The sequence below is a fragment of the Listeria farberi genome, from assembly GCF_014229245.1.
GTDB lineage: Bacteria > Bacillota > Bacilli > Lactobacillales > Listeriaceae > Listeria > Listeria farberi.
Genome location: NZ_JAARZJ010000005.1, coordinates 1 through 22,561, shown reverse-complemented (window position 1 = coordinate 22,561; position 22,561 = coordinate 1). Strand labels below are relative to the sequence as shown.

Annotated in this window: 23 protein-coding genes; 22 read left to right on the top strand and 1 reads right to left on the bottom strand. The window is 37.6% G+C overall.

Annotation, left to right across the window (positions count from 1 at the left end; genetic code table 11):
- Positions 1 to 5: 5 nt before the first annotated feature.
- The 22 genes from HCB45_RS05655 to HCB45_RS05550 all read left to right on the top strand — a co-directional run bounded on the left by HCB45_RS05655 (position 6) and on the right by HCB45_RS05550 (position 21,029).
- Entirely contained in the window at positions 6 to 701 is a 696-nt protein-coding gene (locus HCB45_RS05655) for an N-acetylmannosamine-6-phosphate 2-epimerase (RefSeq protein ID WP_070024037.1), read from the top strand.
- A 19-nt stretch (positions 702 to 720) separates the two neighbouring features.
- Positions 721 to 1,722, top strand: a complete 1,002-nt coding sequence (locus HCB45_RS05650; protein WP_070778494.1) for a Gfo/Idh/MocA family protein — start codon at positions 721 to 723, stop codon at positions 1,720 to 1,722.
- Between the two features lie 33 nt (positions 1,723 to 1,755).
- Positions 1,756 to 3,162 carry a PTS mannitol transporter subunit IIBC gene (locus tag HCB45_RS05645; RefSeq protein ID WP_010991455.1) on the top strand — a complete coding sequence of 469 codons (1,407 nt, stop codon included), beginning with the start codon at positions 1,756 to 1,758 and terminating at the stop codon, positions 3,160 to 3,162.
- Positions 3,163 to 3,225: 63 nt separating this feature from the next.
- Entirely contained in the window at positions 3,226 to 3,882 is a 657-nt protein-coding gene (locus tag HCB45_RS05640; protein ID WP_185619184.1) for an HAD family hydrolase, read from the top strand.
- A 12-nt stretch (positions 3,883 to 3,894) separates the two neighbouring features.
- Positions 3,895 to 4,341: a PTS sugar transporter subunit IIA gene (locus HCB45_RS05635; protein ID WP_185319667.1), complete on the top strand. Its 447-nt coding sequence runs from the start codon at positions 3,895 to 3,897 to the stop codon at positions 4,339 to 4,341.
- Positions 4,342 to 4,365: 24 nt separating this feature from the next.
- Positions 4,366 to 5,271, top strand: coding sequence for an ROK family protein (locus HCB45_RS05630; protein WP_185619181.1), 906 nt, complete (start codon positions 4,366 to 4,368; stop codon positions 5,269 to 5,271).
- Complete coding sequence (locus tag HCB45_RS05625) at positions 5,255 to 6,061, top strand: MurR/RpiR family transcriptional regulator (RefSeq protein ID WP_003772775.1); 807 nt, start codon at positions 5,255 to 5,257, stop codon at positions 6,059 to 6,061. Before HCB45_RS05630 ends, HCB45_RS05625 begins: the two co-directional genes overlap by 17 nt.
- Positions 6,062 to 6,241: 180 nt before the next feature.
- The gene (gene noc, locus HCB45_RS05620) at positions 6,242 to 7,096 is read left to right on the top strand and encodes a nucleoid occlusion protein (RefSeq protein ID WP_185319669.1); all 855 of its coding nucleotides are present in this window, start codon (positions 6,242 to 6,244) and stop codon (positions 7,094 to 7,096) included.
- An 11-nt stretch (positions 7,097 to 7,107) separates the two neighbouring features.
- A complete protein-coding gene (locus HCB45_RS05615) occupies positions 7,108 to 7,407 on the top strand; it encodes a hypothetical protein (RefSeq protein WP_003725338.1) in 300 nt (99 codons plus the stop codon).
- A 165-nt stretch (positions 7,408 to 7,572) separates the two neighbouring features.
- A complete protein-coding gene (locus HCB45_RS05610; RefSeq protein WP_185619179.1) occupies positions 7,573 to 8,331 on the top strand; it encodes a helix-turn-helix domain-containing protein in 759 nt (252 codons plus the stop codon).
- A gap of 223 nt (positions 8,332 to 8,554) precedes the next feature.
- On the top strand, positions 8,555 to 9,316 hold the full coding sequence (locus HCB45_RS05605; RefSeq protein WP_003722150.1) for a ParA family protein: 762 nt from the start codon (positions 8,555 to 8,557) through the stop codon (positions 9,314 to 9,316).
- Positions 9,309 to 10,160 carry a ParB/RepB/Spo0J family partition protein gene (locus HCB45_RS05600; RefSeq protein WP_185619177.1) on the top strand — a complete coding sequence of 284 codons (852 nt, stop codon included), beginning with the start codon at positions 9,309 to 9,311 and terminating at the stop codon, positions 10,158 to 10,160. Before HCB45_RS05605 ends, HCB45_RS05600 begins: the two co-directional genes overlap by 8 nt.
- A 6-nt stretch (positions 10,161 to 10,166) precedes the next feature.
- Positions 10,167 to 10,370, top strand: a complete 204-nt coding sequence (locus tag HCB45_RS05595; protein WP_077904843.1) for a DUF951 domain-containing protein — start codon at positions 10,167 to 10,169, stop codon at positions 10,368 to 10,370.
- A 147-nt stretch (positions 10,371 to 10,517) separates the two neighbouring features.
- Positions 10,518 to 11,984 (top strand): catalase, encoded by a 1,467-nt coding sequence (locus HCB45_RS05590; protein ID WP_185607941.1) that lies wholly within the window; start codon positions 10,518 to 10,520, stop codon positions 11,982 to 11,984.
- A 178-nt stretch (positions 11,985 to 12,162) separates the two neighbouring features.
- On the top strand, positions 12,163 to 14,079 hold the full coding sequence (locus HCB45_RS05585) for a BglG family transcription antiterminator (RefSeq protein ID WP_185619175.1): 1,917 nt from the start codon (positions 12,163 to 12,165) through the stop codon (positions 14,077 to 14,079).
- 146 nt (positions 14,080 to 14,225) lie between these two features.
- The gene (locus HCB45_RS05580; RefSeq protein ID WP_003768711.1) at positions 14,226 to 15,521 is read left to right on the top strand and encodes a PTS sugar transporter subunit IIC; all 1,296 of its coding nucleotides are present in this window, start codon (positions 14,226 to 14,228) and stop codon (positions 15,519 to 15,521) included.
- Between the two features lie 14 nt (positions 15,522 to 15,535).
- Positions 15,536 to 15,835 carry a PTS sugar transporter subunit IIB gene (locus tag HCB45_RS05575; protein ID WP_185319674.1) on the top strand — a complete coding sequence of 100 codons (300 nt, stop codon included), beginning with the start codon at positions 15,536 to 15,538 and terminating at the stop codon, positions 15,833 to 15,835.
- Positions 15,836 to 15,867: 32 nt separating this feature from the next.
- Complete coding sequence (locus HCB45_RS05570; RefSeq protein WP_185619164.1) at positions 15,868 to 18,138, top strand: glycoside hydrolase family 3 N-terminal domain-containing protein; 2,271 nt, start codon at positions 15,868 to 15,870, stop codon at positions 18,136 to 18,138.
- Positions 18,139 to 18,144: 6 nt separating this feature from the next.
- Positions 18,145 to 18,453 carry a PTS sugar transporter subunit IIA gene (locus tag HCB45_RS05565; protein ID WP_185319676.1) on the top strand — a complete coding sequence of 103 codons (309 nt, stop codon included), beginning with the start codon at positions 18,145 to 18,147 and terminating at the stop codon, positions 18,451 to 18,453.
- Positions 18,454 to 18,602: 149 nt separating this feature from the next.
- A complete protein-coding gene (gene ychF / locus HCB45_RS05560; protein WP_003722138.1) occupies positions 18,603 to 19,703 on the top strand; it encodes a redox-regulated ATPase YchF in 1,101 nt (366 codons plus the stop codon).
- A 293-nt stretch (positions 19,704 to 19,996) separates the two neighbouring features.
- Complete coding sequence (locus HCB45_RS05555) at positions 19,997 to 20,506, top strand: hypothetical protein (RefSeq protein ID WP_185314742.1); 510 nt, start codon at positions 19,997 to 19,999, stop codon at positions 20,504 to 20,506.
- A 91-nt stretch (positions 20,507 to 20,597) separates the two neighbouring features.
- Positions 20,598 to 21,029, top strand: coding sequence for a hypothetical protein (locus tag HCB45_RS05550; protein WP_185314743.1), 432 nt, complete (start codon positions 20,598 to 20,600; stop codon positions 21,027 to 21,029).
- A 61-nt stretch (positions 21,030 to 21,090) separates the two neighbouring features.
- On the opposite strand, the gene HCB45_RS05545 is transcribed toward HCB45_RS05550, so the two are convergent.
- Positions 21,091 to 22,281, bottom strand: a complete 1,191-nt coding sequence (locus HCB45_RS05545; protein WP_185560808.1) for a multidrug effflux MFS transporter — start codon at positions 22,279 to 22,281, stop codon at positions 21,091 to 21,093.
- Between the last annotated feature and the right edge of the window lie 280 nt (positions 22,282 to 22,561).

Here is a 22,561-nt window from a genome sequence, read left to right as displayed (position 1 = left end):
TATCAGTGGGTAATTCTGTTATGGAAAAAATCAAAGGCGGGTTAGTGGTTTCCTGCCAAGCTTTAGAAGACGAACCACTTCATAGTGCATTTATTATGTCGAAAATGGCTCTGGCCGCAGTTCAAGGTGGTGCTGTTGGTATCCGAGCAAATACCGCAAAAGATATTCGAGCAATTCAAAGCGAGGTGGACGTCCCCATTATCGGTATTTACAAAAAAGATTACGATGATTCGGACGTATTTATCACACCAACCTTAAAAGAAGTCAGAGAAATATGTGAAACGGGAGCAGAAATTGTTGCGATGGATGCGACGACAAGACAAAGGCCACATAACGAAGACCTCAAAGACATCCTAGACGCCATTCGAAAAGAGTTTCCAGATACGCTTTTCATGGCAGACACAGGTAGTATTGAAGACGTTTATTACGCTGATTCCCTTGGCTTTGACTTAATTGGCACGACACTTTACGGCTATACCGAGGAAACAGTGAATAAAAATATCAGCGACCACGATTTCTCCCATATGAAAGAAGTATTGAAAAGTACGAAGCGCCCAGTAATTGCAGAAGGGAAAATCGACTCGCCTAGTAAAGCACGACAAGTTCTTACGTTAGGTTGTTATGCCGTCGTTGTTGGCGGCGCAGTAACTCGGCCACAGGAAATAACCACCCGCTTTACAAATGAAATTAAAAAAATCTAAGAAGAAAGAGGTAAGTGACATGACAAAGCAAATCAAAGTTGGCGTAATTGGTGTTGGGCAAATGGGGCAGTATCATGCAGAAATTTATCAAAAACTTCCGCAAGTTGAGTTAGTGGCAATTTGTGAGTATAACGATGAAAGACGCGCAGAAATGGCAGAAAAATTTCAGTGTAAAGCATATAAAGACTACCACGAACTCCTAGCAAATACGGAGATTGAAGCTGTGAGCATTGTTTTACCGGATAATATGCACCGTGATTGTGTGGAAGAAGCCGTAAAATACAAAAAACACATTTTACTCGAAAAACCACTCGCAAAAGAATTAGAAGACGGCAAAGCAATGTATGAACTGACAAAAGACTACGATAAAGTATTTACAGTTGGCTTTTTACTCAGATTTGATCCGCGTTTTAATATGATTAAACAGCGCCTAGATAACGGCGAATTGGGTGATATTATTCATCTTTATTGTCGTCGTAACAGTCCAATTACCGGGCCAAAGCGTTACATAGGTGCCTCTGATTTAAGTATGCACGTAATGATTCACGATATTGATTATATTAACTGGTACATGAATAGCGAGCCAGTCAAAGTTATCGCCAAAAGCCGCAGTGTCTTACTTAAAGAATACGGCATGAATGACGTAATTTATGCCATTGTTACGTATGAAAATGGCGCAATTGCTTGTCTTGAAGCTTGCTGGGTGCTACCAGAAAACTCGCCAACCATCATTGATGACAAACTTGAATTAGTCGGAACGAAAGGTGTGGCATATGTAGACTCATGTGATCACGGCGTTCGCTTTGTTAGTGAAAAAGGGGTATCTTATCCGGATTCAAGGCATTGGTATTATACAAATGGGGAAGTTTCCGGCGATTTGGCAGAAGAAGTAATGGCATTTATTAATAACGTGGCGAATAACACAAAATCAATTATTACACCAAAAGAAGCATATGATTCCTTACGAGTAGTAGATGCGATTGAACGTTCCATTGCTGAAGGAAAAGAAGTATCACTATAAAATAGCGCCACACATATGATTGGAGGGGGAAATATGTCTATTCGGGTACATGTACAGAAGTTTGGGAGTAAGCTAAGTGGTATGGTCATTCCGAATTTGGGAGCTTTTATGGCTTGGGGGATTTTAACGGCGATTGGGGTAGCAACAGGCTCTGAGATGTTAAAAGGCTTTATCGCACCAATGCTTAATTACTTGTTACCACTTCTTATTGCCTTTGCTGGAGGTCGAGCGGTTCACGGTTACCGAGGAGGAGTTATTGGTACCGTTGCAACAATGGGTGCAATTATTAGTTCGGATATAACCATGTTTATCGGCGCAATGATAATGGGTCCGCTTGCTGCTTGGGTACTTAAAAAATTTGATGAACGTATTGATGGAAAAATTCCAGCTGGATTTGAACTATTAGTTAATAACTTTTCGATTGGGATTATTGGAGCGGGGTTAGCGCTATTTTCTTATGTGGCAATTGCTCCAATGGTTGAAACTGTAACAAAGGTATTAGCAAGTGGCGTGGATGTGTTAATTAACAATCATTTGCTCCCGCTAACGGCTTTAATTATTGAGCCAGCTAAAGTACTATTCTTGAACAATGCGATCGGTCAAGGTATTCTTAGTCCGCTAGCCACCTTACAACTCGCCGAAACAGGAAAATCGGTGCTTTACTTACTAGAATCAAATCCTGGACCAGGTCTTGGAATTTTACTTGGCTATATGTTCTTTGGAAAAGGAAACTCAAAAGCATCTTCCTACGGGGCAAGTGTTATTCATTTATTTGGTGGTATTCACGAAATCTACTTCCCGTTTGTTTTAATGAACCCAATTCTTATCTTACCGCTAATTCTTGGTGGTATGACAGGAACATTTATTTTAACAATGACAAATGCGGGGCTTGTTGGTGTAGCCTCTCCTGGTAGTATTATCACCATTATGATGATGGCAGCACCCGGCGACCATATTAAAATTATAATCGCGGTGCTATGTGCGGCACTTGTTACATTCATTACTGCCATACCATTTATTAAACGCATGGGGAACAAAGATTCAGAACTACAAGACGCGGCGAAGAAAATGGAAGGTCTTAAAGGTAAAAAAAGTAGCATTTCCTCTGTTTTTGAAGCTCCAGTAGATGATTTTAATTTTAAAAATGTTAAAAGAATCGCTTATGCTTGTGATGCGGGGCTTGGATCCAGTGCGATGGGCGCGACTGTGCTGCAGAAAAAAATTAAAAATGCTGGCTTAGACGATATTAAAGTGTTCCATATCGCCATCCACGAATTGCCGACTGAATGCGATGTGGTCGTAACGCATAAATCCCTTATCGACCGAGCCAAAGAAAAGCAACCAGATGCGTATTATGTGGAAATAACAGATTACCTCGGTGCACCAGAATATCAAGAACTAATAGATAAAATAGTTGCAGACCGAGAACAAAAGAATTAACTTATTTGTAAGCGCTTCTTTTTAGGAGCGCTTTGAATAGTAAAGTGGGTAAGGAGGAAGAGGATGTTAAAAGCAATTGTGATGGATTTTGATGGAATTGTTATTGATACAGAAGTAGTTTGGTACGAAATTTTTAAAGATTGGTTTAAAACAAAACAACATTATGATCTTTCTATTGAGGAATTTTTACAGTGCGTCGGATCTAATGTGGACGATTTATTCCGTGAATTAAATGAGACGCAGCAAATGGATATTAATCGCCAAGCATTTGAAGCAGAAACACAAGCAACTTTCATTGAAAATAGCAAAAGTTTACCAGCCAAAGAAGGCGTGGAAAGCTTTATTCGTGGGTTAAAAGAGCGCGGCTTAAAGTTAGCACTTGCGACATCATCGCAGCGACCAAAACCACTCTATCATTTGGAACGACTTGGCTTGCTCGGATATTTTGATGCGATTATTACGGCGGAGGATGTTACGCGAATCAAGCCGGAACCGGACTTGTTTTTAGAAGCTTTAAGAGCGCTTAATGTAAAACCCTCGGAGGCTCTTATCGTAGAAGACTCGCGAAATGGCCTTTTGGCGGGGAATAGTGCGGGTGTAAATGTTCTTGTCATCCCAAATGAAGTAACGAAACATAGCGATTTAACACCGAATTATATGGAACGAGAGTCACTGGCGGATGTAGATTTAACAGAAATAATAGCTAAATATAACAAATAAGGGGGCGCGAGCATGTTATTAGACCGAGTTACTTTAGATGATATTGAGGTAAATTTAAAAGCAAAAGACTGGCGTGAAGCCATCCAAACATCTGCGAGACTTCTACTAGAGCGAGGTGCCATCAAAGAAAGTTATATTGACGGAATGATTCAAAGTGTAGAAAATAATGGACCATATATAGTGATTGCTAAACATATCGCGTTAGCGCACACACGACCAGAATTCGGCGTCATTCGCGGTGGCCTAACTTTTGCAACGCTGGCTGATGGCGTGGCTTTTGGAAGCGACATGTTCGACCCGGTGAAACTAGTTATTACGCTTGCGGCAACGGACTCAGAAAGCCATTTAGAAGTGTTGTCAGAGCTTGCTGAGGTGCTCATGGACGAGGAAAAAGTAGCTCGTTTGATTGAAGCGAACTCGGAGCAGGCATTTTACGATGAGTTAACAAAAGAAGGATAATAATTTCACTAAAGAGGTGAAGAAATGGAAAATTATCTTTGTGTCGACATTGGTGGAACGAGTATCAAATATGCTAAATTTAATCAAGAAGGTAAGCGGGTGGGCGAGCTTATGTCTTGTGCGACCCCTATAACTGGCGGAGCGAATCAAATCATGCCCGCGCTTATTCGGATTGTCAATAAAGAAAAAACGGATGTAGCGGGCATCTGTGTGGCCTCTGCAGGTGTTGTAGATTCCGTGAAAGGCAAAATTATTTATGCTGGCTACACGATTCCTAAATACACTGGAACTGAAATAAAAGCAGAACTAGAGCACCGATTTAATCTTCCGTGCGCAGTTGAAAATGACGTAAACGCAGCCTGTCTTGGCGAGTCTTGGTTGGGTGGAGCACGGGAACGTGGGAGCGTGCTCTGTTTGACAATTGGAACCGGAATCGGTGGAGCAATGTTACTAAATGATGAATTAATAAATGGCTACTCTTTTACAGCGTGTGAAGTGGGTTATATGCAGCTTTCGAAAGGGAAATTTCAAGATGTGGCTTCAACAAAAGCATTAATTAAACAAGTTGCCTCGCGAAAAAATATCGAGGAAAATGCGTTGAACGGCCGTCAAATAATGGAGTGGGCCTATAACGGAGATGCGGATGTACTAATCGAAATAGAGCAATGGATTGAGAATTTAGTCGAAGGTGTAGTAAACTTAATCTATATTTTCAACCCAGAAGTGATTGTGCTTGGTGGAGGATTAATGGAAGAAGAGTCATTCTTCAAACCTCGCCTAAAAAAAGCTATTTCAGCTAAATTAATCTCACCAATGTTCGATACAGCAGATCTTACTTTTGCAAAGCTGGGAAATGAAGCAGGGATGATTGGCGCGCTCTATCATTTCTTAAACCAGAAAGAGGCCAAAAAAGATGACGATTTTAAATGAAATTCAGCAAAATTACAATCGATTACCGAATAAAGAAAAGCAAATCGCAAAATATATTTTAGAAAAAAGTGATGAACTCAAGAATATTAATATTAAAGAGCTAGCTGAAGAGACCGGCACATCCATTTCAACGATAACGAGATTTTGTCGCCATGTGCGTTGTGATAGTTTTGTGGATTTGAAAATGCGGGTGAATACGGCAGCAACTATGGTTCCATCACTTGGCTACGATGATCTTTTTGAAGAAGTTTATTCGTTTTACCATAAAGTGATTGATAACACGGTGAAGTTGATTGAGCCGGCCAAAATCCGCGAGGTTGTACAGTATATTCAAGAAGCCAAACGAGTCTATATTTGCGGCGTCGGGAGTTCTGGACTCACTGCCGTTGAAATGTCGCAGCGCCTTATTCGAATGGGGTTAAACGTCATCAGTGTCAACGATCCGCATATGATGATTATCACCAGCTCGATTACAACAAAAGAAGATTTCGTTATCGGCATTTCCAATTCAGGTAACACCCCAGAGCTAGTCACCGCACTAAAAATCGCTAAGAAAAACAAAAGTAAAGTCGCTACATTTACAAGTTTTGAAAATAGTGAAATGACCGAAATCAGCGACGTCACTATCCCGGTTTACAATACTTTATTCGTAAGTAAAAGATATTTCGCCAACAGCCAGTTTTCGATTATGTATGTGATGGACATTATTTCCATGATGCTACTACAAAATGAATCTTACCGAGAAAATATGGAAAAAACTATCAATACGGTAACTGACGAATTTCATTAAGATAAATTAGGAAAATAGATGGAACTGGGGAATTTTAGCAGCTCTGTCTATTTTTTCGCATTTAAACTGTAGAATAAGCGTGTTTTTCTCTGACATTTCTGCTAAAATAGTTTAAGAGACTTGCGGATAAGTAACCTATTTAAAGAAGCGCCCAAGATTTTCCGGAAAGGAAGGACCCAGATGCCTTTTTCACGTTTATTTGGCAAAAAAGATAAGAATCAAATGGATGATATAGTAGAAGAAGGAGTACAACGCGTACTAGAACTTCCTATGGATAAAATATTCCCGAACCAATTCCAACCACGGACAGTATTTGATCAAGATAAAATTGATGAGCTTGCTCGCACTATCCGAATTCATGGTGTTATTCAGCCGATAGTGGTTAGAGAAATGGAACCGGATTATTATGAAATTATTGCAGGAGAGCGCCGTTTTCGTGCTGTACTTTCTTTGAAATTGGAAAAAATCCCAGCAATTATTCAGAATTTAGATGATGAAGAAGTAGCTGCGATAGCGTTAATTGAAAACTTACAACGCGAGGAATTAACGCCAATTGAGGAAGCAAAAGCATATCGGAGTTTACTAGACATGCAGGACGTGACACAAGAAGCCCTTGCGCAACGTGTCGGGAAAAGCCAGTCTGCCATCGCAAACAAAATGCGTCTTCTAAAACTACCAGAAACTGTCCAAGAAGCCGTTCTTAACAAACAAATTTCAGAGCGCCATGCTCGTTCTTTACTCGCATTAGAAACGGAAGAACAGCAAGTGAACCTTTTACAAGAAATAGAAGAAAATCACTGGAACGTCAAACAAACCGAAGCAAGAATTCAAGAAATTTTAGGCGTGAAAAAACCAGTAGCTACTAAAAAAACCAAACCAAAACGCCAAGCTATTAGTCGTGACGTGCGTATCGCTATGAACACGATTAAACAGTCGGTGACAATGGTTAAAGATAACGGAATGGACCTAGATTTCACCGAAGAAGAGACAGATGATTTTTATCAAATTACCATTCAAATTCCTAAAAAGAAATAAGAGGTGTAGCAGTGAGGTTTTTGAAGATAATTGGACATGCAGTTGGTGTCATTAGTTGTTTGATGGTACTTCCATCTTTCGTAATAGCCATTACAAGTGCTATTTTAAGTTTTAATCCACTATATATTACCTACTTTTTCACCAGCCCCTATGCCCGAGCAGTAGCCGTAGCAGAAGAGTCTGGTTGGGGAAGTGGCTTCAACATTCTATTAATTAATTACGGGGCATATCTCATCGCGTTTGGCTATACTTTCTTTGCGATAGTGAAGATTTACAGTTGGTACCAAATCGCGAAAGAAGCGAAAAAATAGTTGCGAACCTTGCTTACTAAAGCAGGGTTTTTCTTTTTAAATTCAAAACAACTCAATTTGAGTGGAATATAAACTTTCTTACGGTTTTACAAAAATTAGAGAAAATAAGTGCAATTTTGAGCAGAAAAAAGTACAATAGAATTAGGTAAAGTTGTAAAGGAGGGAGTGATTCACTCAACCCAGGGTAGAATCACGAAACGAATGGCAAAAATCATTTTTGTGAAAGACGAACAAAATGAGTTCCAAGCGTATGATTTCTTACAAAATTTAATTGTGGAAGAACCACTAATGGCCACTTTAGTATTTCAAGGCCTGTTACAACTAGAAACAGCAGAAACAAGAAAACTTAGCACTGGTAAGCAAATTCTGCCCGATGTCCATTTAATTATCGGTAAAAGTCAAGCGTATTCATTGCAAACCACGCGTGTCGAAACAACTATAGACCAGCCAATTCAAGAGATGAAAGCGCATTTTAAAGATAAAAATTGTCGTTTAATTTACTTCACTGCTTTTAGTGGAGATGAAACTTATTATTGCTTCGTAAAAGGCTATTTTAAAGATAAAAATCCATTCACAGATCAAATGGGCTCATATCGGGAGGAAGCTAAGCGTATATTCTTACGCCGTATCGAAGCGGAAACAAGTATTGGTCATGCAGATTATCAATTTGAAACACTAAAAAATAAAGCTTTAGCAAATGAAGGCATTGCTCATTACTTAGATAGTTTTTCAGCAAGCCTTGGTAAATATATTTTCTCTAAACGAATGGAGAAGAAATGGTCGCAACTAGATTTAGCGCTTAAATCAGATTTATCTCCTGTTATTATTGGGCGTTTAGAAGCAGGGGATCCAGATTTGACTCTGCGAATGTATCAAAAAGTCTGCACGGTTCTAGGTGTTAAGACAACATTCTCCGTAGAATGAAGATTGAAAAGTAATCAGCTTAGGTTGGTTGCTTTTTTTATTTAAAATGTTTCACGTGAAACATTTCTAGGTTTTAAGAATATCATTTTCACCATTTTTAAGCTTTCAAAATATGAATTTTAATTTATTTTTACTTTTTGTAAGACTAAATGAAAATCTTTTGGTAGAATAGAAGATAAAAGAACCGGAAATCTCGGTACAAAATAAGGGTTGGTGAAAAAGATTGAGCAAAGTGATTGCACTAGCAAACCAAAAAGGTGGGGTTGGTAAAACGACATCATCCGTTAATTTAAGCTCTAGCCTAGCTTTTTTAGGTAAAAAAGTATTACTAGTAGATATTGACCCACAAGGAAATGCGTCAAGTGGTGTTGGTGTAAATAAAGGTGAAATCGAACACTGCATTTATGATGTATTGGTTGATGATGTGGCGATTCAAGATGTGTTACAAAAAACAGATTTAGATAATCTAAATGTTATCCCAGCTACAATTCAACTTGCAGGGGCTGAAGTAGAGCTAGTTCCAGCTATCTCACGTGAAATCAGATTGAAAAAAGCAATCGACTCAATTCGTGATGATTATGACTATGTAATTATTGATTGTCCGCCATCACTTGGGCTTTTGACTTTAAATGCTTTAACAGCCGCAGATTCTGTTTTAATTCCTGTTCAATGTGAGTATTACGCGTTAGAAGGTTTAAGCCAGTTACTAAATACAATAAGAATCGTCCAAAAGCATCTTAATGAAGATTTACAAATTGAAGGTGTTTTACTAACAATGCTTGATGCTAGAACAAATCTAGGTATTCAAGTAATAGAAGAAGTGAAAAAATACTTCCAAAACAAAGTATTTAATACAATTATTCCACGTAATGTTCGTTTAAGTGAAGCACCTAGCCACGGAAAGCCGATTTTGTTGTACGATGCAAAATCAAAAGGGGCAGAAGTTTATTTAGAATTAGCAAAGGAAGTGGTTGCACATGGCTAAAGGTCTAGGTAAAGGAATTAATGCGCTATTTAACAATGTCGATACGAATGAAGAAACAGTACAAAATATCGCTATCAAAGAAATTAAGCCAAATCCATATCAACCACGTAAAATTTTTGATACGAAAGCAATCAATGAATTACGTGATTCCATTAAAATTCACGGAGTTTTACAGCCAATTATTTTAAGAAATGCTGAAAAAGGATATGAAATTGTTGTAGGTGAACGTAGATTCCGTGCAGCAAAAGAAGCTAAATTAAAAGAAATTCCAGCAGTTGTTCGTGACTTAACTGAAGAAGAAATGATGGAGCTTTCCGTCATTGAAAACTTACAACGTGAAGATTTATCTCCACTTGAAGAAGCTGAATCATATCAGTTCCTTATGAAAAAATTAGGCTTAACGCAAGCCAAATTAGCAGAACGAGTTGGGAAAAGCAGACCATATATCGCTAACTTTGTTCGTCTTTTGACATTGCCTGAAGAAGTTCAAGTAATGTTACGCGATGGATCATTGTCAGCCGGACATGGCCGCGTGTTGCTAGGTTTGAAACTTAAGAAAAACATCATCCCGACCGCTAAAAAGGCTGCAACTCAAGGTTTAACAGTTCGCCAATTGGAAGATGTTGTGAATAACTTAAACGAAAATGTTTCACGTGAAACAATCAAGCCAGCTAGAATTCCTCTGTTTATTCGTGAGAGTGAAAGCCAGTTAAGAGATAAATTTGGTACGGCTGTCTCGATTAAACGTCGTGATAAAAAAGGTAAAATTGAAATTGAATTTTTATCAGACGATGATTTAGACCGTATTTTAGAAATTTTAGATATTCAGTTTGATGATGAATAGGTTGTGATGTTTATGGAAAAAAAGCATTTCGATTTAAATGATATAGTAGAAATGAAAAAGCCTCATCCGTGTGGTACCAATCGATTTAAGATTATTCGGATGGGGATGGATATTCGGATTAAGTGCGAAGGTTGCGGCCATAGCGTCATGATTCCTCGGCGTGAATTTGAACGAAAAGTAAAGAAAATTTTAGTTAAGGCTGAAGAATAATAGAGAACAGACGATGAATAAAGTCGTCTGTTCTTTTTTTAAGCCTTTTAGTTGAAGTTTATCGTCCTCTTCTTTAGAATATAAATAGTATCATTTGATAATAATTATAAATAAAATGATATAGTATTCTAATGGAGGTATTTACATATGACAGAGAGAAAAAATTTAACAACAAACCAAGGTACACCGGTTGGCGATAACCAAAATTCGATGACTGCGGGACTTAAGGGACCAACTTTATTAGAAGATTATGTGCTAATTGAGAAATTAGCGCATTTTGATAGAGAACGTGTACCAGAGCGAGTTGTGCATGCTCGAGGTGCTGGTGCTCATGGGAAATTTGTTACTAAAAAAAGTATGAAAAAATATACTATCGCTAATTTTTTACAAGAAGAAGGGGCAGAAACAGAGGTTTTTGCTCGCTTTTCAACGGTAATTCATGGTCAGCATTCACCAGAAACTTTGCGTGATCCGCGTGGCTTCTCAGTTAAGTTTTATACGGAAGAGGGAAATTATGACTTTGTTGGAAATAACTTGCCGGTATTCTTTATTCGTGACGCGATTAAGTTTCCGGATGTTATTCATTCTTTAAAACCTGACCCACGCACGAATATTCAAGATGGTAACCGCTACTGGGATTTCTTTAGTTTAAGTCCTGAAGCTACTACCATGATTATGTATTTATTTAGTGATGAAGGAACTCCGGCTTCGTATCGTGAAATCCGTGGTTCAAGTGTTCATGCGTTTAAATGGATTAATGAAGAGGGGAAAACGGTTTACGTAAAATTGCGCTGGGTACCAAAAGCAGGAATTGTAAACCTTTCAACCGAACAAGCTGCGCAAATTCAAGCAAAAGAATTTAACCATGCGAGTCGCGACTTGTATGAAGCAATTGAAAATGGAGACTATCCTGAATGGGATTTATATGTGCAAGTGTTAGACCCGAAAGACTTAGACAGCTTTGACTTTAACCCACTAGATGCAACAAAAGATTGGTTTGAGGACGTTTTCCCGTATGAACTTGTAGGGACAATGACGCTTAATCGGAATCCAGATAATATTTTTGCAGAGACTGAATCGGTTGGATTTAATCCAGGGGTACTTGTTCGCGGTATGCTTCCTTCTGAAGACCGTTTACTGCAAGGAAGATTGTTCTCTTATTCCGACACCCAAAGACACCGCGTAGGCCCTAACTACTTGCAACTGCCTATTAACAGCCCGAAAACACCTGTTGCAAACAACCAACGTGATGGTAATATGCCGTTTAAACAACAAACGAGTTCAATTAATTACGAGCCAAATAGTTATGAGACTGAACCAAAAGAAAATCCAGCTTTTATTGAACAAGAACAAGACATTCGCGGTGATATTTCTGGGCGACTTATTGCTGAAAAACCAAATAACTTTGGTCATGCAAAAGAAGTGTGGGATCGCTATTCAGATGCGGAACGTACAGCTCTTGTGAAAAATATTGTCGACGATTGGTCTGGTGTGCGCGATGATATTAAAATTCGTAACTTACGAAACTTTTATCAAATAGAGCCAGAATTCGCTAGTCGAGTGGCTGCTGGAACGGGTATTGATCTTGAAGAACATGTGGTAGATTTAAAATAAGTAAAATTAAAACGAAAATCCTTTTAGGGTTTTCGTTTTTTAGTGTTTCACGTGAAACATTTTAAGCTAATAACTTAATTGTATCTGTATTTTTTTTGGAAAGCTTGTTGTTCTTGGGCAATAGGCTTATAATCAGAATTATATAGCTTAAATTAATTGCCGTGAGGAGTGGAGCTGCGTGAGTGCTTCAAAGTTATCATTACCAAGGTGGAAACAGATAGTTCATATGCTTTACTTAAAGATGGAATTTATTAGCGGAAGAGAATTAGGAGAAGCTTTAACTGTTAATCCTCGGACAATTAGAAATGATATTAAAGCAATTAATCAAATACTAGCTTCAGGTGGAAATCAGATTGAATCACTTCCCGGTGTAGGGTATCGACTGGTTCTTAGTGATGAAAAAACACTTAGAGAGACCCTTTTGGATGAGTCGGTGGGAAGAGCTAACATGAATATTGTGCCGATGTTTGCAGAGGATAGAGCAGATTACATTATTCGATATCTATTATTAAAAAATGACTATGTAAAACTAGAAACGTTGTCAGACGAATTGTTTGTTAGTAAGTCTACGATAAATCTAGATATTTTAGAAGTGAAACGAAAACTAAAAGATAACCAGCTCAAATTAGAAAAACGAGCTGGCTATGGAATTAGAATCACTGGCGCGGAGCTTGCTATTCGTTTTTGTTTTTCCAAATATTTGTTAGTGGAGTCTACAAGTCCACTTATTACAGAAACGGAAAAGAAGTTTTTTGAAGAAGTTAATTTAGAAATGATTGAACAAATTGTTTTTTCTAATATAGCGAAATACAATATTCATATGACGGATATTTCCGTTAAAAATTTGATTATACACATTGCCATTGCGGTATGTCGCGTGAAAGATAATTGTTATGTGACTGCTACAGATTTGGAAGATGTTGAGTTTAGTATGCCGGAATTACGAGCGGCTCAAGGTATTATAAAAGAAATTGATCGCTCAGAAGGCATTTGTTTTCCGGAAAGCGAAATTTCCTATATGCTATTACATCTTAGTTCTAAAAATAGAAAAAGTGATTTTAATAATTACCGAGAATATATCGTTGTTGATAAAATCTTGGCGAAAATTAAAGAGCTTTATGGTTATGATTTCAGGCAAGATCAAAAAATGATTTCAAATATTGCACTGCATTTAAAACCGGCTATTAATCGAATTAAATTTAATATGAATATACAAAACCCTTATTTGAAGAATCTAAAGGCTAATTATCCGTTAGCTTTTGAACTCGGATTGGTTGCAAAGGAAGTGCTTGAGCAAGAGTTGAAAACAAACGTGGACGAAGCCGAAGTAGGATATTTAGCTATTCATTTTTTATATGGCTTAGATAAAGAAATAGAGACGGAGAAGCAAAAAGTGTTAATTGTATGCGCTTCTGGTTTAGGGACGTCGCAACTTTTGGAATCTAAAGTTCGAAAAGAGTTTGAGAATACGCTTGAAATAGTTGGTGTATACTCCTTTAAAGAATATGAACAGAGCAAAGTGGCATGTGATTTTGTTATCTCTACAGTGCCACTGCGAAAGAAGTTACATCCTTTTATCCAAGTTTCACCATTTTTGACGAAAGCAGATATTCGTAATATTACTGTATTAATGAAACAAAGTGAGGCAAAGGACCAATTTGAAGTGGATAAGGTTTTTAAGGAATCGCTTTTTTTAATTAGTGATAAGAAGAATAAAGAACAAGTAGTGATTGATTTAGCGAATCTTTTGTTGGAAAATAAAATAGTTGGCGAAGATTATTTACCATCACTTTTGGAGCGGGAGGAAATTGTGCCGACTTATTTAGGTAATGGGCTTGCGGCACCACATCCCATTGAAGCGAATGTAGAAGAAACAGTTATTGCAGTTTGCATTTGTAATGGTGGAGGAGTCGAGTGGAATGAGGAAGATAAGGCACAAGTTGTTTTTATGTTGGCGGTGAAAAATAAACAACAAGAACAGCTTGCAACAGTCTATGAGCTTATTAGTAATTTAGTGGAAAGTCCAAAAGCGATGGGAGAGCTAAAACGTGTAACTCAATTTGATGAATTTATGCGCGTGTTACAAACGTTATGACAAAGAGGCTCGTTAAACTTTTTTGATAAAAAGTTGGCGAGTCTTTTTTATTTCCGCATATAATATATAGATGCGGAAAAAGACTAGATTTATTTAATAAAAAGAAAGCGCTACACTTATTGTAATATCAAAGGAGGTATAATAAATTGAAAAAATTCATCGAGAAATTAAGTTGGTTATCGCAGAAACTTGGAAATCAAATTCATTTAAAGTCTATGCGTGATGCATTTGCTACTATCTTACCTTTTATTATGTTAGCAGGATTTATGGTTTTAATTAATAACGTTATTATCAAGCCGGATGGTTTTATGTCCGCAATTATTAGTTCTGAAACACTTACGACTTGGCAGGGGCTAGGTAACAGTATTGTGAACGGGACTTTAGGAATTATTACTATTTTGATTGGAGCTTCGGTTGCTTACTTTTTAGCGCAAAACCGGAAGTTTGAAAATCCTTTTGCCCCAGCTCTAATGACGATCGCCCTGATTGTTATTTTTATTCCGGCAGTGACAGACGTGATTCCTATTGGTGCAGAAAAATCTGTTGAAGTTACAGGAGTCTTGCCAATAGCTTTAATGGGTTCGGCGGGGATGTTTGTTGGGATTGTAACAGCACTACTTTCAACAGAAGTATTTATTCGTCTTTCTAAGAGTGAAAAAATGAAAATTCATATTTCTGGGGATAGCGTGCCGCCAGCAGTAATTAAATCGTTCAATGTGCTTATTCCGACAATGTTAACAATACTTATTTTTGCGTTTATTTCATTCTTAGTCGTGACATTATTCAACTTGAATCTATATTCTTTGATCAGCGCAATTATTCAAAAGCCGTTAACGTTCCTTGTTACAAGTGTTCCAGGGTTCCTAACGTTAATGACGATATCACAAATGCTTTATTCTATCGGTATTGCTGGGAGTGGGATTTTAGGACCAATTATGGACCCAGTTCTTTTGGCAAATATGCAAGAAAATATGACAGCATTTGCAAATCATACAGAAATTCCGCATATCATTAACACTACTTTCCGTGATGTGTTTGGTGTAATGGGAGGGGGCGGAAATACCATTGCGCTATTAATAGCAATTTTTATTTGGTCAAAACGAAAAGATTATCGCGAAATAGCTACTTTATCTGCGGCTCCGGGTCTGTTTAATATCAATGAACCTGTCGTATTTGGCCTTCCGATTGTATATAACTTGAGTTTAATGATTCCGTTCATTATTTCAACACCGCTTTGCTTATGTTTAGCCTACTTCGCGACAAAACTGCATATGATTTCAGAAGTAGTCGTAATGGTTCCATGGACGACACCTGTTGTTGCTTCGGGATTCCTTGCGACAGGTGGGGACTGGCGCGCTGCAGTATTCCAAATTTTCTTGATTGGCGTCTGCGTACTTCTTTACCTGCCATTCTTAAAAGCCAATGATCGAATTAAAGCCTAATTGGAGGAGTTTTCATGAAAAATATTATGCTGATGTGTAACGCGGGAATGTCTACAAGCGTTTTAGTAAGAAAAATGGAACGCGTTGTAGAAGAACGTCATTTAGAATTAACTATTTGGGCCATTTCAGAAACAGATTTTGAAAAAAATTGGCGGAAAGCAGATGCGATTTTACTTGGACCTCAAGTGAATTATATGAAAGATAAGGTCATAGACACAGTTGGTGATAATGTATCAGTAGCAGTTATTGATATAGTCGATTATGGTCGTATGAACGGGGAAAAAGTATTAGATTTAGCAATTAGTTTACTATAAAAATCCTAGTTTTTTAGCAAGGAGGAGAAAAAATGGTGATTTATTTGGATAAGACTAAATCTGTTTCAGAGCGGGTAGAAGACTTACTTTCCAAAATGACTCTGGCGGAAAAATGTGGTCAATTAAACCAGCGTATGTATGGCTGGGAAGCTTTCTTGCGCGATGGTGAAACATTTCAACTCACAGAAAAGTTTAAAGATGAAGTGGCTCGTTTTGAAGGAATAGGTGCTCTATACGGACTGTTTCGTGCTGATTCATGGTCGAAAATGAATAAAGATACAGGAGTAAGTCGGAAAAATGCTGGTAAAGTAGCCAATAAAATCCAGCGTTATGTGATGGAAAATACGCGTCTGGGGATTCCGGTTTTATTGGCTGAAGAAGTTCCACATGGACATCAAGCCTTAGATAGCGAGTCTTATCCGGTAAATTTAGCTCGAGCTGCTTCTTTTAATCCAGAGTTGCAAAAACAGGTCGCTTGTGCGATTGCTGAAGAAATTTCCGAAAAGGGAGTTCATCTAGCGCTCGCTTCAGCATTAGACATACTTCGAGACCCACGTTGGGGACGCGCTGAAGAGTGTTACGGTGAAGATCCATACCTTGCAGCGGAATTAACAGCGGCAATTACAGAAGGATTTCAAGCGAGCGGGAAAATTGCTGTTATTTTAAAACATTTTGCAGCACAAGGAGAGCCTATTGGTGGGCATAATTCTGGACCAGTTTCTATTGGCATGCGGGAACTTAGAGAAATTTTCTTGGATCCAATGCGAGCAGGGATTAGAAGTGGCGCTCTTGGCGTCATGGCAGCTTACAACGAGATTGACGGAGTGCCATGCCACGCGAACAAAGAGCTTTTAACAACTATTTTGCGAGAAGAAATGGGTTTTTCCGGAATTGTTATGGCAGATGGCTGTGCACTTGATAGATTATTAAAACTAAATCCTGATCCAAAAAAAGCCGCAAAAATGGCTCTTGAAGCCGGTGTGGATTTGAGTTTGTGGGATGAAGTGTTTCCATTTCTTGAAGAAAGCGTGGAAAAAGGAATCCTTGATGAAAAGATTGTTGATGACGCTGTAAGGCGAGTGCTCCAAGTGAAATTCCAATTAGGTCTATTTGAACAACCATTTGTGGAAGAAGACATTCAAGAACCGAAGTTTGATTGGAGACAACTAAATTTACAAGCAGCTAGAGAAGGTATTTGTCTTTTGAAAAATGACTTTGCTACTTTACCGCTTGTTGGTGAACGAAAAAAATTAGCTGTTGTCGGGCCTAGCATAGATGCCCTTTATAACCAATTAGGTGACTATACAGCTCCGCAAAATGAATCTGCATGTGTCACAGTCTTAGAAGGAATGAAAAAATTACTTCCAAAAAATTGGGAAATTCTTTCTGAAAAAGGTGCTGAAATTCGCGAAGAACTTGATGGTGGGGTTCAAAAAGCAGAGATAATTGCTAAAGATGCTGATGCGATTGTTATGGTTCTTGGCGGTTCAAGTGCACGAAATTTTGATATGGAATTTTTAAATAATGGTGCGGTTAGCTCTAAAGGGCCTAACATGGATGCTGGTGAAAATGTCGATGTTTCTGATATTACTCTCCCGAAAGCCCAACTAGATTTATTTTCCGCGATGAAACGCACTGGAAAACCAGTAATTGTTGTTATGATTCAAGGAAGATCAATTGCTATCCCCGAAATTGATCAACAAGCAGATGCCATTCTTACTGCTTGGTATCCAGGAAGCATGGGCGGGACGGCAGTTGCTGAAGTTCTTTTTGGTCACTACAATCCCTCGGGTAAATTGCCTGTCAGTATACCAAGGTCATCTGGGCAGATACCAATTTACTATAATCAAAAGGCAGTGGAGTACAAAGAAGATTATTTTGATTTAACTGGTAAGCCACTTTATCCGTTTGGTTATGGCTTAAGTTATAGCATTTTTGAATATCAAGACTTACAAATAAAACAAAATACGATAAAAATATCGGAACTACTTAGCGGACAAAACGTCGAGGTAACAGTAAATGTGAAAAATACTTCCGATTTGGTCGGTGAGGAAGTAATTCAGCTTTACATCCATGATATGGAAGCAAGCATTACTAGAAGGAAAAAAGAACTAAAAGCTTTTAAAAAGGTTCGAATTAGAGAGAATGAAACAACTTCAGTCACATTTAAGTTGGATAAATCAGCCTTTGAAATATGGTCGATTAACAACAAATATGAGGTGGAGCCCGGTGGTATAGAAATTTTCGTGGGTGGAAGTTCTGATACTAAGTTAGTAGGGCGAGTTTCAATCATAGGAGGTTAAGCAAAAATGGAAGGAATGGAACTCGCATCATTTCAAATAATTAGTTCTGTTGGCGCCGCAAGAAGTTGTATTATTGAGGCAATGAAATTGGGAAGACAAAGAAATTTTACAGAGGCATATAAAAAAATAGACGAAGCCAATGAATTTCTTAGTGAAGGTCACAAAAACCATGTACAGCTTATTCAAAAAGAGGCAGATGGCGGAGACGTACAAATTTCCATCCTCTTCATGCACGCGGAAGATCAATTTATGACGACCTATACATTACGCGATGTAGCTTATGAGATGATTGCTATTTGGAAAGAAATGAAATAATGAAAACGAAAACCCTTTACTGATTAAAGGGTTTTCGTTTTTTGGTGGGTGGCTTTTTATTTGAAAAACCTTTATAATATACGTTAGTGAAAAAATGTCCATTTAACGGGCGTTTCAAAATGAAGTTAATGAAAAGGAGTTTATATATAATGGCACTTACAGCTGGTATTGTCGGGCTTCCTAATGTTGGGAAATCGACACTTTTTAATGCAATCACAAAAGCAGGAGCAGAGGCTGCGAATTATCCGTTTGCGACGATTGACCCGAACGTAGGAATTGTTGAAGTTCCTGACCACAGATTAAACAAACTAACGGAACTTGTAAAACCGAAAAAAACCGTTCCAACAACTTTTGAATTTACAGATATCGCTGGAATTGTAAAAGGTGCTAGTAAAGGCGAAGGACTTGGAAACAAATTCTTATCCCATATTCGCCAAGTAGATGCGATTTGCCATGTAACTCGTTGTTTTGATGACGAAAACATTACTCACGTAGAAGGCCGAGTAGACCCGCTAGACGATATTTCTACAATCAACTTAGAACTTATCTTAGCAGATTTGGAAACCGTAGAGAAGCGTATTGGGCGTGTGGAGAAGCTTTCTAAACAAAAAGATAAAGATGCAGTCGCTGAATATAATGTTTTAGTTAAATTACGCGAGGCTTTCGAAAATGACAAGCCAGCTCGTGCAATTGAATTTAACGAAGAAGAAGAAAAAATCGTTCGCAATCTTTTCTTGCTTACAAGAAAGCCTGTTTTATATGTAGCTAACGTAAGTGAAGAAGACGTTTCTAGCCCGGACGATAACAAATATGTCCAACAAGTGCGTGAATTCGCTGCGAGTGAAAACTCCGAAGTTATCGTTGTTTGTGCTCGTGCCGAAGAAGAAATTGCTGAGTTAGAAGATGAAGATAAGCTCGAGTTTTTAGAAGCGCTTGGAATTGAAGAATCCGGCTTAGACCAATTAATTCGTTCCGCGTATACATTACTTGGCTTAGCAACTTACTTCACAGCAGGTGTTCAAGAAGTTCGCGCTTGGACTTTTATCAAAGGCATGAAAGCACCACAATGTGCCGGAATTATCCATACTGATTTTGAACGTGGATTCATTCGCGCTGAAGTTGTTGCCTATGACGCATTGCTTGAATATGGTTCAGAGCAAGCAGCAAAAGAAGCTGGTAAAGTACGCTTAGAAGGTAAAGAATACGAAATGAAAGATGGGGATGTCGTTCATTTCCGCTTTAACGTTTAATATGTTTCACGTGAAACAATCTTTTGACGAGCAAGGGTGTCAAAAGATTGTTTTTTTAAGTTAATTCAAAAAGTATCAAGCTAGTATTTGAGGAGATTTATATTTTGAATATATTAATCGAGGATGATAATAAATGCATTTCAAGTGAAACAAGTACCATATGAAGCGGTTTTGTCAATATATAAACGAATTTGGTTAAATTGCCTTTGCTAATTAATTCACAAAATATACAATTTGCAGAGAGTGCAATAATGCTATAATTAATTATAAATTTTATTATAGGAGTGTTTTTTTTGATACAATTAATGGTTATAGCATTTTTTGTTGTTCTTCTAGTAATTATGCCAAAAAATAACAAAGAGGAAAGAAAAGCAGCGCATTTACTAATTGATAAATATGGTATTCAAGTTGCAAAGAAGAATAATCCTGTTCGTCAAATGGCATTACTGGAAGCAGCACTAGGTATTTCTACTTATAGAGGTAGCCGTAAGAAAACCTTTATTTTTATCGGTAGTTTCTTTGTAATAGCATTTATTTTAGGTTATCTAACGTACTTTTTTGCAATAAACCAAAATATCACAGCTGCAATCATTGTAGGTATTATTTTAATTTTATTTTTGATTGCTGGGACAATAGTAATGTTTGTTATCGCGATTCGTCAAGCATCTTCATTACGTACAGATGCATGGGCTAAAATCCTAACTACAATCGACCCTCAGTTTCCAATTGAATTCCTAAACGAGAAAAAATGGCAAAAAGCCTTCCTTGCTCAAATGGAAAGTATGAACGAACAATTAGCATAACCAAATAAGTATTAAGCTCTCAGGAGTTTGATGCTTTTTTGTTATTACAGGAGATTATTACCCGGGAAATATAAGGAGAGGAGAAATTTTAATGGAACGGATAAGTAATTTATGGGATAGAGAAGAGCTACTGATTAAAAACGGTATTCATTTTTCAAGTGGGACGGGGTTAGAAGTTGATATTAACTATTATCCTACTCCAAGTATCAAGATAGGCAGTTATTTTGATTTTTTAGAAGTCTATAAAAAGGATTATACAAATGTTACACATATAGATATTTTTAATGAAATGGAGTTAGCAAGTGGTTGTTATTGTTGTATAGGAGAGGGAAGCCATGGTTCGGAAGGATTTGTTGCTTACCTTGATGCGGATAAGAATTTACTTTGGGTTCTATATTCGGAAGCATCGAATCCGTTTGTGCGTATTACGGAAGAGTACGAGAATATTGTAGTCGCAGAATCAAGTGCAAACTTTAAGGTGAGAATAGATGTAAATAATCCAACTAGTCTAAGTTTGATCTAAAACAGGAAACTATTTATAGCCATTTGCGAAAACGGAGGCTAAAAGAAGTTTCCTGTTTTTGTTAGCTATTTTTTCGAGTTGCTAATTTTATACAAACAAGCGCAATCAGAAGAAGTATTGTGCAAAACATTGGAAATACTAGCATTGAGCCTGTATGCAAAACCCCAATTAAAAACGTACAAATACTGACAATTACATAATAACCTAAGCTTAAAAAGGCCCCAGCCGTACCTGCGACTTCTTGAAATTTTACTAATGCTAAGCTTAAACAATTTGGCAAGGCCATGCCAATTCCTACTAAGATAATAGAAATGAAGAAGATGTAGAATATAACTTGGATAGTGAGCGGGAATAGGGCAACGGTGCTAAGAAATAAAGTGCTAATAAGAGCTAACAATATCCCTTCTTTAATAATTTTATGTGGCGACTTATGTTTTAAGCGCCAGTTAGATAGCCAAGCCCCTAAAATAGTTGCCGTAGCCACTGCGCACCCCATAAAGCCATACTGACTCTGATTAAAATGAAACCTCTCAATAAAAATAGTGGGAGCTTCAGAGTAGTAACTAAACAATATTCCATTAAAAATACCAATTAACGCCCCAAAAGCAATTGTATAGCGATCAAATATCATTTTTTTACCAATTACTACCATTTTCTGCACGCTAAAGGAGGTCGAATTCGCTGTTCTTGTTTCTGGTAGTCGTTTTAAACTCCAGAACAGCAATACCATTCCCATAACTACTAAAAATAAAAATACCACACGAAAGCCGTAATATTGTCCGATAAATCCACCAATTAATGGCCCAATTGCCGGTGAAAATGCCAAAGCGGCTGATATTTTTGCAAATAAATGGTGGCGATCATTGCCGTGGTAGTTGTCACGCAAAATTGTCTGTGTTGTAACGGAACCCGTGCTTGCCCCGAATGCTTGAACAAATCGTCCGATAAAGAGCATAGTAATATTATTTGAAAGAAGGCAAACTAGGCAACCAAGAATATAGATGAATATCCCAAAATTCATTGCTTTACGTCGCCCTAAATAATCCGAACTAACACCCCAAAAGAACACGCCAACTGCAAAAGCAAGAAAGTAAATGCTTAAAGTCATCTGAGCCAGATTTAACGATACCCCGTAGCCCTCAGCAATTTCGGTTAAAGAAGGTGTATAAATAGTTTCACTAATTTGCGGAAACCCTACAAGGCAAACAAGTAATGCCAAATTGATTTTCTTTGTCTCGATGTTTTTTTCCATAAAAAATCTCTCCTGTATGATTTATTTATCTGGGAAAAAAACATCCTTCACAGGGAAATGGTGGGACCATGATTTTTATACGCTCATAAAAAAGCATGCAGTCACCCCTTTCTATTTTAAACGGAGAATAGTTCCGTTTATCCTTTAAAGGTTATTGTAGTATAGATGGGAAGAAAGATAAAGGGATGATTGATATTTTGGATAAATATACATGGAAATTAACAAAATATAAGTTATTATGTTAAAAAATTAAATTTAATCCTAGTTTAAAGGTATCTAA

Bases quoted from the DNA above. Each gene is read 5' to 3' on its own strand.
- HCB45_RS05650 (WP_070778494.1), top strand. From the start codon at position 721: ATGACAAAGCAAATCAAAGTTGGCGTAATTGGTGTTGGGCAAATGGGG.
- ychF (WP_003722138.1), top strand. From the start codon at position 18,603: ATGGCACTTACAGCTGGTATTGTCGGGCTTCCTAATGTTGGGAAATCG.
- HCB45_RS05640 (WP_185619184.1), top strand. From the start codon at position 3,226: ATGTTAAAAGCAATTGTGATGGATTTTGATGGAATTGTTATTGATACA.
- noc (WP_185319669.1), top strand. From the start codon at position 6,242: ATGCCTTTTTCACGTTTATTTGGCAAAAAAGATAAGAATCAAATGGAT.
- HCB45_RS05570 (WP_185619164.1), top strand. From the start codon at position 15,868: ATGGTGATTTATTTGGATAAGACTAAATCTGTTTCAGAGCGGGTAGAA.
- HCB45_RS05625 (WP_003772775.1), top strand. From the start codon at position 5,255: ATGACGATTTTAAATGAAATTCAGCAAAATTACAATCGATTACCGAAT.
- HCB45_RS05575 (WP_185319674.1), top strand. From the start codon at position 15,536: ATGAAAAATATTATGCTGATGTGTAACGCGGGAATGTCTACAAGCGTT.
- HCB45_RS05590 (WP_185607941.1), top strand. From the start codon at position 10,518: ATGACAGAGAGAAAAAATTTAACAACAAACCAAGGTACACCGGTTGGC.
- HCB45_RS05550 (WP_185314743.1), top strand. From the start codon at position 20,598: ATGGAACGGATAAGTAATTTATGGGATAGAGAAGAGCTACTGATTAAA.
- HCB45_RS05630 (WP_185619181.1), top strand. From the start codon at position 4,366: ATGGAAAATTATCTTTGTGTCGACATTGGTGGAACGAGTATCAAATAT.
- HCB45_RS05545 (WP_185560808.1), bottom strand. From the start codon at position 22,281: ATGGAAAAAAACATCGAGACAAAGAAAATCAATTTGGCATTACTTGTT.
- HCB45_RS05565 (WP_185319676.1), top strand. From the start codon at position 18,145: ATGGAAGGAATGGAACTCGCATCATTTCAAATAATTAGTTCTGTTGGC.
- HCB45_RS05595 (WP_077904843.1), top strand. From the start codon at position 10,167: ATGTTTATGGAAAAAAAGCATTTCGATTTAAATGATATAGTAGAAATG.
- HCB45_RS05635 (WP_185319667.1), top strand. From the start codon at position 3,895: ATGTTATTAGACCGAGTTACTTTAGATGATATTGAGGTAAATTTAAAA.
- HCB45_RS05645 (WP_010991455.1), top strand. From the start codon at position 1,756: ATGTCTATTCGGGTACATGTACAGAAGTTTGGGAGTAAGCTAAGTGGT.
- HCB45_RS05600 (WP_185619177.1), top strand. From the start codon at position 9,309: ATGGCTAAAGGTCTAGGTAAAGGAATTAATGCGCTATTTAACAATGTC.